Here is a 14,548-nt window from a genome sequence, read left to right as displayed (position 1 = left end):
GACATTTCCCTCGGAGTTGAACGATGCCGATCGCCAACAAATTGCCCGCTGTGGTCCGGCGTCCATTGCGCTACCTATGGCGCGAGGCCCTTGTCCCCATCCGTGGCCGGATACGTCCGGCGCAGGACGATGTCGCCGCGCAAATTCCCTTTGCATATGTTCGCAGCGACCACCCCACCTCGTCCAAGCCCCGGATCGCCATCATATGCCACCTTTTCCATGAGGATCTGGCAGGCCAGTTTCGCAAGGCATTCGACAATCTCCCGGCGGGCACCGACCTGTATCTGTCCACTGATAGCGACGCCAAGGTGCCTGTGATCCGCGATGCCTTTCGGAATTGGGGAGGGCACGTTGATATTCGCGTCCTTCCCAATCGGGGACGCGATATCGGTCCGAAACTCGTCGGCTTTGCGGATGTATATTCGCGCTACGATCTCCTGCTGTTCATCCACAGCAAGAAAAGCTTGACGTCCGATCTTGGCAATATCTGGCGTGACATGCTGATCCGTACCCTCGCCGGATCGCCCTTGAACATCGCCAGCATACTCGAAATATTCGATCGCCACCCGGAAATCGGCCTCGTTGCCCCCCAGCATTTTCCGAACATCCGCGGACTGTTGCATTGGGATGGCAATTTCCGGGCGGCACAGGCCCTGGCACGACGCATGGGCCTTTCGATCAAGCGCCGCATGATGCTGGATTTCCCGTCCGGCTCGATGTTCTGGGCGCGCCCCGACGCACTACGACCATTGCTCGACCTCCATCTGGAGTTTGAGGATTTTCCGCCGGAGGCCAACCAGGTGCGCGACACGCCGCAACATGCCGTAGAACGACTGTTCTTCCTGGTCGCCGAACATGCCGGTTATGGCTGGCTCAAGGTGACGGAGGCTGGCATCGAGGGCGAGACACCGTCCTGCCCCATCGGCTCGCCCGCCACGCTCGACGCCTTTGTCTCGCGTTCGCGCATCCATCTTCTGGGCCGAGCACGGCCATGATGGAAAGCCCGGCCCCCATCCGCAGCCCGGCGTCGCTCCTGATCGAGAACTGGACCTACACGCCCTCATCACCATCGCTTCAGATTCGGCGCCTGCGCGCGCACATGCGGCTGCTTGATCGCCGCCCCCCACCCCGCCACAAGATAGTGGTCGCCCCTACCCCTGCCGCCCGATGGAACATCCTGTTCCTCTTCCTGCCAAAGGGAAATCTCGATGCCGATCAGCGCCGGATATTCGATCGGTTGCGACGATTGTCAGGAAAGCTGCTCGTAATCTACGCCAGCAGCGATCATGCGGTGCCGGATCCGACCCTTCGCGGTGCCGATGCACTGATCTGGAAAGACCTGCCCGGTTTCGATTTTTCCGCTTATGCCCTGGCCCTTGACGCCGTTGCGACGTTTTCGTCGGGCGCGGACGTCTATGTCCAGAATGACTCCGTGCTGGGTCCCTTTGCCGACATCGATGCGGCGGTGGCCAGGGCGGCATGGGATCTCACCGGCTTCATCGCGTCGGCAGCGGTCGAAAACCACATATCCTCCTTCGCATTCATCCTGCGCAAGCTGACGCCCGAAAGGATGCTGGGGCTTTCCACCGTCTTGTCGACGAAATGGTGCCATGACGATTTCAGCCCGGTCGTGGTATGCCAGGAAACGATGCTGGCCCGTGTCGCCGCCAGAAGCATGACGGTCGGTGCGTTTCTCTTCATGCCCGTAAAGCCGATCCCACGCTCGCTGACGAGCAGGCTCATGCTTCGACTACAGCCGTCGCGAGCGCACCGCTATCCCATGGATGTTAGCGGCGACGCGACGCTGGGAACGCCCCTCGACCTTCTCGATCGCGGCTTTCCCTTTCTGAAACGGTCCCTGTTCACCAAATTCGCGATATTGGGCGATAGGCCAGCTCTGGAGGACCGGCTCCGCGCCCTGGGCTGGTGATCCTTGCCGCTATCCAGACGCAGGTCCGGCGGTCGCCAGCCCGTCCCCGCGGCGGAGGCGAGACAGGATCACCCCGCGCGAGGCGGGAAGCAGCAATCCGCAGACGACCATCGCCAAGGCCCATCCCGTACCTATCGCGAATATCGTGGCAAGGCTGCCCATCCCGGTGGGCAGGATCATCCTGATCGCACCGAGTATGGCGGTCGCCGCGAAGGCCGGCATCAAGACGTCCACGCCATACCAACGCCACTGCTCACCGGGCAGCAATCGGCGATGCATGATCGGGATTTCGATCAGCAGATAGCTGAGCGTCAGCAACAACCACGAGATCGCCCCCCCAAGCGCCCCCAGATGGCGAACCAGCAATATCAAAGTGGGCACGAAGACCACGAGCGACAACGAATTCTTGTAGATGGATAATCGCGTCCATCCATGGGCCAGTTGCAAGGACAATGGCAGGAACATCAGGGCCAGGATGGCATGTCCGGCCATCAAAACGCGCAATAGCGGCGCAGCCCCCGCGACCACGACAGAATTTCCGACATAGAAGGACAGCAGCTCGGGTGCGAACAGGATGACCGTGATCGCAGCGGGCAAGACGATCAAGGCTAGTCCCTGGGTGGCGGAATGATACAACTTGGCCAAGGTATCCGTCCGCCCTTCGGCAACGATACGCGACATGGCGGGAAAAGCCGCAGCCTCAATGGCCGATCCGGCGGTGCTGACGGTTGCCGCAATCGCGCTGGCCAAGGTATAGAAGCCGAAAATGCCCAATGGCAAAGCGCGGGCCAGGACAAATTTGTCGAGCTGGCCGACAAGGATCGACAACAGGGTAATACCCGTGACCCCGGCAGAAAAACCGATCGTCTTTTTAACGCTTTCCCACCGGACGGCCGGAACATGGCGCGGCATCGACAAACTACGCCAAACGATCGTCCGCAACGCGATCACCATCACGGCCGCCGCGACAGCCTGCCACAGGAAAAAGGCGGCTATATCTCGAACACCGAGCAACAGAATCAGCGCCGCGCCGCCCGAGGCCAACGTTGAGCCAGCCGACGTGACGAAGCTCAGGAGCACCTGACGCTGCAGGCCGAGCATCGCGCCAACGTAAAGTGGCACTGGCCAGCGCAACAACGCGGTAAAGCCCATAACGCGGACAGCATTGACTGCGATGCCCGCCGGAAGCGTCCCAATATTCAGCCAGCGATGGACGATGATCGGCGCGGCCAGCGCGATTCCGGCGCCGATCACCACCGCGACGCCCCAATAGACCACCTCCAAGGTCCGCAACAGGTCGCGCGATTCGCTGCGCGTGTCGACCGTATCGGCGCGGCGGGCAAGTTCGCGATTGATCGTCAGCGACAGCCCCAGGTCAAGCAAGGCGAAGGCCGCCATCATCGCCGCGAAAAAGCCAATCAGGCCATAGGCTTCGATCCCGAGAAACTGGATGTAGAGCGGCACGAACAAGAAGTTCATCGCCGCCATCCAGACACGGGCGGCAAGGTTGGCGAGCGCGTTACGGCCCATTCTCAGTATCCCAGTATCGCGCGCCGCTTGGCCGCAGAGCCCCAAAACGCCAGGGGTTCATAATTCGGGTAGGGATAGTGTCCGAGTTGCGGAACGATCGATGCGTCTCGCTCGGCGATCCAGCGTTCCACCAGGGTTCGGATCGAGATCGGCGTCCCCGAGGAAATATTGACCACACCATGGTTCCCACAACCAAGGGCCAGATCAACGATCATTCCGGCGACCTCTTCCACCCGGAGATAGTCCCGCAGCTGTTCCCCCGCCGACATCGGGAATGTCGCATCACCGCGATCGATCGCCGCCTGTAATAGCGGGTAGATCGAGGTCGCCGCCTGTCCGGCGCCCCACATATAGAACAGGCGTGCCCAGTTCAGCGCGAAGGGCGTTTCGGTCTGGAGGAACTGCAGCTGTCGCAACAGCGCGACCTTGGCGAAGGCATAAGGATTATCCGGCCTAGCCTCGCGCGCTTCGTCCAGCTCGCCGTCGACCATCCCATATTCATAGCATGTGCCCGCGACGGTGACGGCCTGCAATCCCGCGCGGACCATCTGCGCCAGAAAGGCGTATTGAAGCGGCAGCTCCCGCTCGACATGATGCAGGGACCGATAATGGGGCAACCCACCCCAGGCGAGGTGGATCAGGGCGTCGGGCGCGCCGATGGCTTGAAAGCTGTCCGTACAGGCCATCGCCAGATCGAGCTGGACATAGCGGAGACCCGGAATGGGGCGGATGGGCGGCCGCCGGACAATGCCGACGACCGCCTTTCCCCGCGCGACAAGTGCCTGCACCACGTGCGAGCCTATAAAGCCCGCCGCACCTGTCACGGCAATGGTCATGCGATGGTCAGTTCCGGGATCGCCGTGACGAACTGCCCACCCCATTCCCGGATATAGCCGAGCTGATCCATCACCTCGTCCTTTAGGTTCCAAGGCAGGATCAGGACATAGTCGGGCCGTTCGGCCCGCAGCCGCTCCTCATCCACGATCGGAATGCGGCTCCCGGGCATGAACTTGCCGGACTTCGCGGGATTGCGATCGACGACGAAGGACAGGAGATGCGGGCGGATACCCGCAAAGTTCAGCAGCGTGTTGCCCTTCGCGGCAGCACCATAGCCCACGACCGTCTTGCCCTCTTGCCGGACCGTGATCAGGAAATTGTTCAGCATGCAGGCAATGGCCTCGGCCTGCTGCTGCAGGTCGGCATAATAGGAAACCGACGCGACACCCGCACTTGCCTCTCGGTCCAGCATGGCCTGAACGCAGGCCTCGATCGGCCGCGGGCCCGTATCGCTGCGCTGCGCATAGACCCGCAGCGAACCGCCATGGGTCGGTATTTCCTCGACATCGAAGATGGTCAGGCCGTTGCCCGAGAATATCGCCTGGACGGCAGTCAGCGACAAATACGAATAATGCTCATGATAGATCGTATCGAACTGCTTCTGCTCGATCATATTCACGAGATGTGGAAACTCGAATGTCGATACGCCGCTTTTCTTCAGCAGGATCGCAAATCCGGCAGAAAAGTCATTGATGTCAGGAACATGCGCCAGCACGTTGTTTGCAGCGGTAAGATCGGCGGCCTGCCCGTTCTCGACCAGCTTCCTGGCCAGCGCCGAACCGAAGAATTCCTCTACGATTTCGATGCCCTTGTCACGCGCGGCATTGGCGGTGCTGGTCGTCGGCTCGATGCCGAGCGCGCCAATATCACGGGCTTTGACATACTGCAGGAGATATCCGTCATTGGCCGCGACCTCGACGACCAGGGAGTCCGACGTCAGGCCCAGCATTTCCGTCATCTTCGCAACATAATGTTCGGAATGGCGAAGCCAGCTTTGCGAGAAGGACGAAAAATACGCGTATTCCTCGGAAAAAAATTCGTCGCGTTTCGCAAAATCTTCGGTCTGAACCAGCCAGCACGTATCGCATACGGCGACGCGCAGCGGATACCACGTCTCGGGCTGCGACAAGGCAGCCTGGGTCAAATAGGAATTGGAGGGCGGCGATGCACCAAGATCGACAAGCGACACGGTAAGCGGTGCGCGGCAATGGCGGCAGTTCATGGCGTAATTCCCGTAAAACCGGACTGAATCATAGGATGGTTGCGATCGCGCGCCGACATGTCCGACACCGCGAGGGGCCAGACGACGGCCAGGCGCGGGTCCAGGGCATTCAGCCCCCCCTCCGCGGTCGGCTCATAGGCCTGGGTATGAAGGTAGACCAACTCGCAATTCGGCGTCAGCGTTTGAAAGCCATGCGCGAACCCCTTGGGGATGAACAGGCTCTTCCCATTTTCCTGAGACAGTCGTTCGCCATGCCACTGCAGGAATGTCGGCGACCCCGCGCGAAGATCGATGGCGACATCGAATACCTCACCGGCCAGGACGCTGACGAACTTGTCTTCTGAAAAGGGCGAAAACTGAAAATGGAAGCCGCGGACGGTGCCCGGAATGCGGGTCAGCGTATGGTTGATCTGGACGATCGGATTGCGAAACCCTGCAGCCGACAGTTCATCACGGCAAAACAGTCGGGACAGAAAACCCCGCTCATCCCCCAGGCGCTTGCGCGTCACCGACTTCAGACCGGCCAGCGGCGTACCGACGACGGAAAAGCGGGAATCAGCCATGACTGCCGGTCCGCTGATAGTCGGCAATCTGCTCAAGGCTGAAGGCGGACATGTCCCGGCCTTCGTGCCAGGCCCTATGCCAATCCGCAGTCCGCTCAAGGGCGTCGCCAATTCGCCAGCGCGGCGCCCAGCCCAACCCGGCATGCGCCTTGGCGCTGTCCAGCTTCAACAAGCCCGCCTCATGGACGCCAGCTTTCTCGACAGCCTGCCACTGGAGTTCAGGGATCGAGGTGGCCAAGGTGTCCAGAATCCAGCTCACCGGCCGCGCATCGGTATCTGCCGGCCCGAAATTCCAGGCCGTCGCGGCATCGTCATCCCCATCGCGGTACAGGCGTTGCGCCAACAGCAGATAGCCGGACAGCGGCTCTAGGACATGCTGCCACGGCCGGATCGCGCGAGGCCGGCGCACTTTGAGCACGACGCCAGCGTCGATCGCGCGCAAGGCGTCGGGAACGAGCCTGTCCAACGCCCAGTCGCCGCCTCCGATGACGTTTCCTGCCCGCGCACTGGCGATCCTGAGACCTTCCTGCTGGCCAAAGGAGGTCCTCCACGCCGCGGTCACCAGTTCAGCACACGCCTTGCTGGCGGAATAGGGATCGTGGCCGCCCAGCGCTTCATTTTCGCGATAGGCCCAGATCCATTCCTTGTTCTCGTAGCATTTGTCCGTCGTCACGCTGACAAAGGCCTTCGCCGACACGCGCCGTGCCGCCTCCAGGACATACGCGGTCCCCATAACGTTCGTCGCGAAGGTCTGAAGCGGTTCGGCATAGGACAACCGGACCAGCGGCTGTGCTGCAAGGTGAAGGACGATGTCGGGGGACGCGGCCGCCATAGCGCGTTCCACCGCAGCGGCGTCGCGGATATCGCCGATGACATGCGAGGCCAGAACCCGTTCAACGCGCGCCACGTCGAACATGCTCGGCTGGCTGGGCGGTAGCAGCGAAAAGCCATGGACCTTCGCGCCCAGACCGGCCAGCCAGAGGGCAAGCCAACTTCCCTTGAAACCGGTATGTCCGGTCAAGCAGACATTCTTGCCGTTCCAGAAAGCCGGATCGATTGAAGATTGTCCCGACACGATCACCAGACCTTCCAAGGGGCTTTTTTGTTTTCCCACAGTCCCATCAGATACTGCTTGTCGCGAAGTGTATCCATGGGCTGCCAAAAGCCGTGATGTTCATATGCCATCAGCTGGTTTTCGGTGGCAAGATTTCGAAGGGGCTCCTGCTCCCATACCGTGTCATCGCCCTCGATATAATCGAAGACCTTGGGCGACAGGACGAAATAGCCGCCGTTTATCATGCCCCCATCGCCTTGGGGCTTTTCCAGAAACTGCCGGACCTGACCATCCTTGATGTCGACGGCACCGAAACGCCCCGGAGGATAGGTCGCCGTCAACGTGGCATGACGACCATGGGCCTTATGAAATGCCAAGCTTCCCGCTACATCGATATCACCAACGCCATCCCCATAGGTAAAGAAGAAGGCATCTTCATTCATAACATGGGGCGCCACACGACGCAGTCGTCCTCCTGTCATGGTATCATCTCCAGTATCCACTAGAGTAACCGTCCAAGGCTCCGCTCTACGCTCGTGCACGGTCATGCTGTTCTGTCGCATGTCGATTGTGACATCCGACATATGTAAAAAGTAATTCGCAAAATATTCTTTTATCACATATCCCTTATATCCGCAGCATACGATGAAATCATTTATGCCGTGCGCCGAATATATCTTCATGATATGCCATAGTATGGGACGTCCACCAATTTCGATCATGGGCTTTGGTCGAATGGAGGTCTCTTCACTAAAGCGTGTGCCAAGGCCACCGGCAAGGATAACTGCTTTCACGAAACACTTCCCTAACTATCAGGCATGCAAACTTTCAGGGCGGAGCCGGCCCTACCTTATGGGTCAGGCTGCTACCAAGCCTGCCTGCCATATGCCACCCCCATCCCCAGAAGACAGTCGCAACACCGCCATTTGGTTGCTTGCCTCGACGACGACAGCTAATAGCACGGACATGACCGCCCCCGTCAAACTCATCCGCCCGAAACGCCATGGCGATGCCCGTGGCTGGTTCACCGAAGTCCACTCCGTTCCCGCCTTCGCCGCTCTCGGGATCGATTGCACCTTCGTGCAGGACAACCACTCCTACTCCGCGCCTGCCTTCACGCTGCGCGGCTTGCACTTCCAGACGCCCGACCGGGGTCAGGACAAGCTCGTCCGTTGCATTCGCGGGCAGATCTACGACGTGGCGGTCGATGTGCGGCGCGGGTCGCCGACCTATGGGCAATGGGTCGGGGCCGAGCTGTCCGCCGAGAACGGCCATCAGCTGTTCATCCCGATCGGTTTCGCGCACGGCTTCGTCACGCTCGAGCCCGATTGCGAAGTGACCTACAAATGCTCGGACACCTATGCGCCGCAGAATGACGGCGGCATTCGTTGGGACAGCGTCGGCATCGACTGGCCGATGCCCGCCGGCACGACGCCCGAGCTGAGCGATAAGGACAAGGTCCAGCCGACGCTGGCCGAGTTCGACAGCCCCTTTGCCTATGACGGCCGTCCGCTGGCCCCGCTTTCCTAAAAGGAATCCCCAAGATGCGCATCTTCGTCACCGGCGGGGCCGGGTTCATCGGCTCGGCGCTCGTCCGGCACCTGATCGAGAACACGACCCATGAGGTCCTGAACTTCGACAAGCTCACCTATGCGGGCACGCTGTCGACGGTCGAGCGGGTAGCCGACAGCAATCGCTACCGTTTCGTCCAGGGCGATATCTGCGACGCCGAGGTGGTCCGCGCCGCGATCGCCGAGTTCCGGCCGGACGTCATCACCCATCTGGCCGCCGAGAGCCATGTCGATCGCTCGATCGACGGGCCGGGCGCGTTCGTGCAGACCAATGTCGTCGGCACCTACACGATGCTGGCCGAGGCGCGCAGCTATTGGCTGAGCCTGGATGATGAGGCCAAGGCCGCCTTCCGCTTCCACCATATCTCGACCGACGAGGTGTACGGCACGCTGGGCGATACCGGGCTGTTCACCGAGGACACGCCCTATGACCCGCGCTCGCCCTATTCGGCGTCGAAGGCGGGGTCGGACCATCTGGTTTCGGCCTGGGGGCATACCTTCGGGCTGCCGGTGCTCATCACCAACTGCTCGAACAATTACGGGCCCTATCACTTTCCCGAAAAGCTGATTCCGCTGATGATCGCCAAGGCGCTCGATGGCGAGGCGCTGCCTATCTACGGCAAGGGCGACCAGGTCCGCGACTGGCTGTATGTCGAGGACCATGTCCGCGCGCTGCAGGCGGTGTTCGAGCGCGGCGAGCCGGGTCGCACCTATAATGTCGGCGGGCATAACGAGCGGCAGAATATCGAGGTGGTGAAGACGCTGTGCGCGATCCTCGACGAGCTGCACCCGCGCGCCGACGGCAAGCCTTATGCCGACCAGATGACCGAGGTCGCCGACCGTCCGGGCCATGACAAGCGCTATGCGATCGACGCCAGCCGCATCGGCACCGAACTGGGCTGGACCCCGGCCGAGACGTTCGAGACCGGCATTCGCAAGACGGTCGAATGGTATCTGGCCAACGAAGCCTGGTGGCGTCCGCTGGTCGCCGCCAAGGCGTCCGAGCGGCGCGGCGTGGCGGCATGACGGCGGATACCCCCCGCGCGATCCTCGTCACCGGCGCCGGTGGCCAGCTCGGCACCGAGCTGCAACGCTGCGCCTGGCCGCAGGGCTATGAGATCGTCGCGATCGACCATGACACGCTCGACCTGCGCGATACCACCGCCATCGCGGCGATGGTCGCTTCGCGTCCTTTCGCGGCGGTCATCAACGGCGCGGCCTATACCGCGGTCGACAAGGCTGAGAGCGATGTCGTGACCGCCTGGGCGGTCAATGCGATGGCCCCCGCCGCCTTTGGTGAAGCCTGTGCGAAAGCAGGCATTCCGCTGGTCCAGGTGTCGACCGACTATGTGTTCGCCGGCGACAAGCAGGGCGCCTGGGAGGTGCATGATCCGGTCGCTCCGCTCGGCGTCTATGGCGCGTCGAAACTGGGCGGCGAGCTGGCGGTGCGTACCTCTGGCGCGCGCCATGCCATCGTTCGCACCGCCTGGGTCGTGTCCGCGCATGGTCACAACTTCATCAAGACGATGCTGCGCCTGGCCGAGAGCCGCGACACGCTGTCGGTGGTTGCGGACCAGCATGGCTCGCCGACCAGCGCGGCCGATCTGGCGAACGCCCTGATGACCATCGCGCTGCGGCTGATCGAGGATGAGGCCGCGCCGACCGGCACCTTCCATTTCAGCAATGCCGGGGCCATCAGCTGGGCCGATTTCGCCACGGAGATCTTCCGCCAGTCGGATGCGCGCGGGGGGCCCTCCGCCGCGGTCGTGCCGATCCCCAGCCGCGACTATCCCACGCCTGCGGCCCGTCCCGCCAATTCGCTGCTCAGCCACAGTGCGATCCACGCCGCCTATGGCATCACGCCGCGCGATTGGCAGGCGGCCTTGAGCGACATTCTCGACGAACTGATCGGAGCCACGAAATGAAGGGCATCATTCTCGCCGGAGGCTCGGGCACCCGGCTTCACCCGGCCACACTGGCGGTCAACAAGCAGCTGCTGCCGGTCTATGACAAGCCGATGATCTATTACCCGCTCAGCGTCCTGATGCTGGCGGGGATCCGCGACATCCTCATCATCTCGTCGCCGGAGTTCATCGACAATTACCGCCGCCTGTTCGGCGACGGTTCGGCCTTTGGCTTGACCATGTCCTATGCCGAACAGCCCAGTCCTGACGGCTTGGCCCAGGCCTTCACCATCGGTGCGGACTTCATCGGCAACGATAACGTCGCGCTGGTACTTGGCGACAATATCTTCTTCGGCGCTCACCTAACTGACCTGCTCGCCAGTGCCGTGGCGCGTCCGACGGGTGCGACCGTGTTCAGCTACCGCGTCGAGGACCCCGAGCGCTACGGCGTGGTCGAGTTTGGCGAGGGCGGTCGTGCGATCAGCCTGGAGGAAAAGCCCACTCAGCCAAAGTCGAACCATGCTGTAACGGGTCTGTATTTCTACGATAATCGTGTGGTCGAGTTCGCCCGTAACCTGAAGCCCAGCCCACGCGGCGAACTAGAGATCACCGATCTCAACCGCCTATACATGGAAGCGGGCGACCTTTATGTCGAACAAATGGGCCGCGGGTATGCTTGGCTCGACACCGGCACGCATGACAGCCTGCTGGAAGCGGGTGAATTCGTCCGCACGCTGCAGCATCGTCAGGGCGTACAGGTCGCGTGCCTTGAGGAAATCTCCTACGATATGGGGTTTATCTCGGCCGATCAGGCACGGGCGGCGGGGGAGCGGTTCAAGAAGACGGCCTATGGCCGGGCGATCCTGAACGCTGTTGACGGCAAATAACTGCCGCCAGTGGCGCATGGAGCGCTCCGGCACCGCCTTGCCCAGTCAACCAACGGCTGATCTTTCCCCGGTTTGACGGATACGCAGGGTTAGCCGATCATGTACTGCTCTGCTTGCTCGGGGGGGATAGATACCCAAGGGCCGAGTGCATCCGATGCTGGTTGAGTAGCCTTCGATGTGTCCGAACAGCGCCTGTCAGGCTTGCGACTGGGTTGCCCATCAGCATTGATGGACCAGTTCGGCCTCAAGGAGGTGGGAAAGGCTCTCTATTGGGGCGTTGTCGTAGCACTTGGCGGTGCGGCTCGTCGAGGGCACGGCGTGGATCGCCGGCAGGTAATCGACATAAGCCCTAGATGTTCAGTCCCGGCATCTGGTGGATCGGGTTGACGATGAACCGGTCTGGCTCTGACGTCCAGATCCTGGCGATGTATTCGTAGGGTGTAAGCCCGCTGAGCGTCTTGAGCCGGCGGGCGAAGTTGTAGGCGGCCATGAAGTCGGCGAGGTGTGTGCGCAGCTGGTCATGGCTGTCGTAATGGAAGCGTTTGACGGTCGCGTCCTTGATCGTCCGGTTCATCCGCTCGACCTGGCCGTTGGTCCACGGGTGGTTTGGCTTGGTGAGCCGGTGCTCGATGTTGTTGGCCTCGCAGATCATGTCGAAGCGCATCTGACGCGACCAGGCGGTGTTGCGATTGCGCGGCTGCTCGGCGAACTGGATGCCGTTATCGGTCAGGATCGTGTGGATGCGGTAGGGCACGGCGGTCAGCAGGTGCTCGAGGAACTCCCATGCTGTCCGGCGGTCGGCCTTGTCGACCAACTGCGTGACCGCGAACTTGCTCGTGCGATCGATGCCGACGAACAGGTAGAGCTTGCCTTCGGCGGTCTGCACCTCGGCGATATCGATGTGGAAGAAGCCAATTGGGTAGCGCTTGAAGCGTTGTCGCTTCGGTTTATCGCCCTTGACGTCTGGCAGGCGGGAGATGCCGTGCCGCTGCAGGCAGCGGTGCAGCGCTGACCGGGTCAGATGTGGAATCGATGGCTGCAGGGCCTAGCGGCAGTCGTCGAGCGGCAGCAGTGTATGCCGTCGGAACGCCACAACCATCGCCTCCTCGGCTTCGGACAAAGTCGTTGAATGAGGGGCCTTCGGCCGGTCTTCAGATTCTCTACTGTCGCCTTCTTACGCCACTTCGCGACCGTCTTCGGGTGATCCCCAACTCGCGGCTCAGCTTCGCGAGCGAAGCTTGCGATCGCTGTATTGCAGCTCGGACGATGATCTGGCCCCCGTTTCACCGGACGGGTTCAAGCGGTTGCAGAAACCAGTGCGCGATGCTCGCGCGGTGAGCGCATTTTGAGCCCGGAATGCGGGTGGTTGTCGTTGTAGTCTTCGATCCACCCGGCCAGCGATGTCAATGCGGTGAGTGCATCGGGTAGCGGCGAAACGCGGACGTAATCGCGTTTCAGGGTATGCACGAAGGCCTCGGAGATGCCGTTGGATTGCGGGCTACGAACGGGCGTGAAGCAGGGTTTGAGGCCCAGTTGCCTGGCAAAGGTGCGTGTTTCGCGAGCGGTATAGGCCGAGCCGTTATCGGACAGCATCTCGACCGGCACGGGCGGGCGCATACCGCCGAAGCGGGTTTCCACAGCTTCCAGCATGATGTCGCGCACGTTTAAGCCGCTGATGCCCGCATTGGCGACCGCGCGCCAGGCGATGATCTCGCGGTCATGGGCGATGATGAAGGCGCCGCGCACGACCTCGCCGTTCCAGCAGGTGAACTCGAAACCGTCCGAGCACCAGCGTAGATTCGAGCGGATCGCCACCACGACGCCGTCATGGCCATAGTCGGCTCGCTCGGTGTGGCGCCGCGCCAGCAGCAGGCGGTCCGCTGCCATGATGCGGTAGACGCGCTTGTGATTGACCGGCGCCAGTCCTTCGGCGCGAAGCTGTCGATTGAGGACGGCCGCGATGCGGCGGTAGCCGTAGAGCCTGCCCCGGCGCAGGCCGGGGTGAGCCGCTGCGCGGCGATCTGGCGGATGCGGGGCAGCAGATCCGCATCCTCGGCCTTGGCGTACGGCCCGCGCGTCCGGGTGCGGCCGGTCAGGCGATCGTACACCGTCGAGCGTCCAACGCCCAGCGTCTTGGCGACCAGGCTCACCGGATAGTCTCCGGCAACGGCGAGTGCATGAGCAAGCTCGCTTTTTTTGGGCGCGAGCGCTCCAGCGCCTCCTTCAGGATCTCGACCTCCAGCGTCTTGCGGCCGAGCTGGCGCTCCAGTTCGCGGATGCGGGTCTCCATCTCGCGGACCTGGCGATTGCTGGTCACGTCGTCGTCGCCGGCAACCGCGACGCTCCCGCCCTCCAGCATCAGCCGCCGCCAGCGGTACAGCAGGTTCGGCGCCACGCCGTTGCGGCGTGCCACCACCGATATGCTCTCGCGACCATCGAGCGTCTCCTCGACGATCCTCAGCTTCTCAGGCGTGCTCCAGTGACGGCGACGACCGCCGTCTGTGATGATCTCGGACACGGACATAAGCCTATGCTCAGGGGATAGCCCCAAGCCTCCTTCTTAGGCTTGAATCCGTCCGGTCGAAATGGGGGCCAACTCAGACGACGTGCGTGGTCGTGGCGCACCCGTGACGTACCTATCCCATACGGCATCCTTCCATTCGAACGAAAGGATCGCACCATTAAACCGTGAGATCAAACACCTAGCGGCATATTGCGGCCCGCGATCCGAGTGGTAGATAAGGCCGTGCGCTGGTCTCTGCCGCTGAGCGGCCATCATCACGGCAGCGAAGAGGCAGCTCGCTTCGCATATGGTCAAGCATCACCCAACTGACGATCTTGCGGGTTGGCAGGTCGAGCACGGCCGCCAGATACAGTCAGCCTTGGCCAGTCGCGATGTACGTGATGTCGGCAAGCCAGATTCGTTAGCGTCCGCGCTCGTGGTGTAATTTCCGGTGTAGATTGAGGCGATCGCATGGGTGGGGCATGCCCCACCCATGCGAATTCGATCTCGGTGGCCACCGGGCTCATCGGTAAGGTGGAGTTACCAC

Annotated in this window: 12 protein-coding genes and 3 pseudogenes; 6 read left to right on the top strand and 9 right to left on the bottom strand. The window is 61.9% G+C overall.

Annotated features, from left to right (window positions below):
• The first annotated feature begins 23 nt into the window (after positions 1-23).
• Positions 24-995, top strand: a complete 972-nt coding sequence (locus NZL82_RS18625) for a rhamnan synthesis F family protein (RefSeq protein WP_261271213.1) — start codon at positions 24-26, stop codon at positions 993-995.
• Complete coding sequence (locus tag NZL82_RS18620; RefSeq protein ID WP_261271212.1) at positions 995-1,930, top strand: hypothetical protein; 936 nt, start codon at positions 995-997, stop codon at positions 1,928-1,930. The genes NZL82_RS18625 and NZL82_RS18620 overlap by 1 nt, the downstream gene beginning before the upstream one ends.
• A 9-nt stretch (positions 1,931-1,939) precedes the next feature.
• Here the strand turns inward: NZL82_RS18620 and NZL82_RS18615 are convergent, their stop codons facing one another.
• From NZL82_RS18615 to rfbF, 6 genes are read right to left on the bottom strand one after another with little or no spacing between them, the layout of a single operon-like run.
• Entirely contained in the window at positions 1,940-3,460 is a 1,521-nt protein-coding gene (locus tag NZL82_RS18615; protein ID WP_261271211.1) for an oligosaccharide flippase family protein, read from the bottom strand.
• Between the two features lie 2 nt (positions 3,461-3,462).
• Positions 3,463-4,296: an NAD(P)-dependent oxidoreductase gene (locus NZL82_RS18610; RefSeq protein ID WP_261271210.1), complete on the bottom strand. Its 834-nt coding sequence runs from the start codon at positions 4,294-4,296 to the stop codon at positions 3,463-3,465.
• Positions 4,293-5,519 carry a class I SAM-dependent methyltransferase gene (locus NZL82_RS18605; RefSeq protein ID WP_261271209.1) on the bottom strand — a complete coding sequence of 409 codons (1,227 nt, stop codon included), beginning with the start codon at positions 5,517-5,519 and terminating at the stop codon, positions 4,293-4,295. Before NZL82_RS18605 ends, NZL82_RS18610 begins: the two co-directional genes overlap by 4 nt.
• Positions 5,516-6,082: a dTDP-4-dehydrorhamnose 3,5-epimerase family protein gene (locus NZL82_RS18600; RefSeq protein ID WP_261271208.1), complete on the bottom strand. Its 567-nt coding sequence runs from the start codon at positions 6,080-6,082 to the stop codon at positions 5,516-5,518. Before NZL82_RS18600 ends, NZL82_RS18605 begins: the two co-directional genes overlap by 4 nt.
• A complete protein-coding gene (rfbG, locus tag NZL82_RS18595) occupies positions 6,075-7,157 on the bottom strand; it encodes a CDP-glucose 4,6-dehydratase (protein WP_261271225.1) in 1,083 nt (360 codons plus the stop codon). The genes NZL82_RS18600 and rfbG overlap by 8 nt, the downstream gene beginning before the upstream one ends.
• Positions 7,158-7,159: 2 nt before the next feature.
• Positions 7,160-7,930: a glucose-1-phosphate cytidylyltransferase gene (rfbF, locus tag NZL82_RS18590; protein ID WP_261271207.1), complete on the bottom strand. Its 771-nt coding sequence runs from the start codon at positions 7,928-7,930 to the stop codon at positions 7,160-7,162.
• A gap of 172 nt (positions 7,931-8,102) precedes the next feature.
• Between rfbF and rfbC the strand changes: the two genes are divergently transcribed.
• From rfbC to rfbA, 4 genes are read left to right on the top strand one after another with little or no spacing between them, the layout of a single operon-like run.
• Entirely contained in the window at positions 8,103-8,666 is a 564-nt protein-coding gene (gene rfbC / locus NZL82_RS18585; RefSeq protein WP_261271206.1) for a dTDP-4-dehydrorhamnose 3,5-epimerase, read from the top strand.
• Between the two features lie 14 nt (positions 8,667-8,680).
• The gene (gene rfbB, locus NZL82_RS18580) at positions 8,681-9,733 is read left to right on the top strand and encodes a dTDP-glucose 4,6-dehydratase (protein WP_261271205.1); all 1,053 of its coding nucleotides are present in this window, start codon (positions 8,681-8,683) and stop codon (positions 9,731-9,733) included.
• Positions 9,730-10,632: a dTDP-4-dehydrorhamnose reductase gene (gene rfbD / locus NZL82_RS18575; RefSeq protein ID WP_261271204.1), complete on the top strand. Its 903-nt coding sequence runs from the start codon at positions 9,730-9,732 to the stop codon at positions 10,630-10,632. The genes rfbB and rfbD overlap by 4 nt, the downstream gene beginning before the upstream one ends.
• A complete protein-coding gene (gene rfbA / locus NZL82_RS18570; protein ID WP_261271203.1) occupies positions 10,629-11,498 on the top strand; it encodes a glucose-1-phosphate thymidylyltransferase RfbA in 870 nt (289 codons plus the stop codon). The genes rfbD and rfbA overlap by 4 nt, the downstream gene beginning before the upstream one ends.
• 349 nt (positions 11,499-11,847) lie before the next feature.
• Here rfbA and NZL82_RS18565 read toward each other — a convergent pair.
• The 3 pseudogenes from NZL82_RS18565 to NZL82_RS18555 form a co-directional block, all read right to left on the bottom strand.
• A pseudogene (locus tag NZL82_RS18565) lies at positions 11,848-12,769 on the bottom strand (IS481 family transposase).
• A gap of 25 nt (positions 12,770-12,794) precedes the next feature.
• Positions 12,795-14,022, bottom strand: a pseudogene (locus tag NZL82_RS18560) (IS3 family transposase).
• 180 nt (positions 14,023-14,202) lie between these two features.
• Positions 14,203-14,419 (bottom strand): annotated as a pseudogene (locus NZL82_RS18555) (DDE-type integrase/transposase/recombinase); the annotation flags it as partial.
• Positions 14,420-14,548: the final 129 nt, after the last annotated feature.

The sequence above is a fragment of the Sphingomonas sp. LC-1 genome (assembly GCF_025371035.1).
Classification (GTDB): domain Bacteria; phylum Pseudomonadota; class Alphaproteobacteria; order Sphingomonadales; family Sphingomonadaceae; genus Sphingomonas; species Sphingomonas sanguinis_E.
Note: the sequence above shows the minus strand (reverse complement) of the source record. Positions and strands in the feature narration are given on the sequence as shown.

Excerpts from the sequence above, each read along its gene's own strand:
- NZL82_RS18625 (WP_261271213.1), top strand. The coding sequence starts at position 24 with ATGCCGATCGCCAACAAATTGCCCGCTGTGGTCCGGCGTCCATTGCGC.
- NZL82_RS18620 (WP_261271212.1), top strand. The coding sequence starts at position 995 with ATGGAAAGCCCGGCCCCCATCCGCAGCCCGGCGTCGCTCCTGATCGAG.
- NZL82_RS18615 (WP_261271211.1), bottom strand. The coding sequence starts at position 3,460 with ATGGGCCGTAACGCGCTCGCCAACCTTGCCGCCCGTGTCTGGATGGCG.
- NZL82_RS18610 (WP_261271210.1), bottom strand. The coding sequence starts at position 4,296 with ATGACCATTGCCGTGACAGGTGCGGCGGGCTTTATAGGCTCGCACGTG.
- NZL82_RS18605 (WP_261271209.1), bottom strand. The coding sequence starts at position 5,519 with ATGAACTGCCGCCATTGCCGCGCACCGCTTACCGTGTCGCTTGTCGAT.
- NZL82_RS18600 (WP_261271208.1), bottom strand. The coding sequence starts at position 6,082 with ATGGCTGATTCCCGCTTTTCCGTCGTCGGTACGCCGCTGGCCGGTCTG.
- rfbC (WP_261271206.1), top strand. The coding sequence starts at position 8,103 with ATGACCGCCCCCGTCAAACTCATCCGCCCGAAACGCCATGGCGATGCC.
- rfbB (WP_261271205.1), top strand. The coding sequence starts at position 8,681 with ATGCGCATCTTCGTCACCGGCGGGGCCGGGTTCATCGGCTCGGCGCTC.
- rfbD (WP_261271204.1), top strand. The coding sequence starts at position 9,730 with ATGACGGCGGATACCCCCCGCGCGATCCTCGTCACCGGCGCCGGTGGC.
- rfbA (WP_261271203.1), top strand. The coding sequence starts at position 10,629 with ATGAAGGGCATCATTCTCGCCGGAGGCTCGGGCACCCGGCTTCACCCG.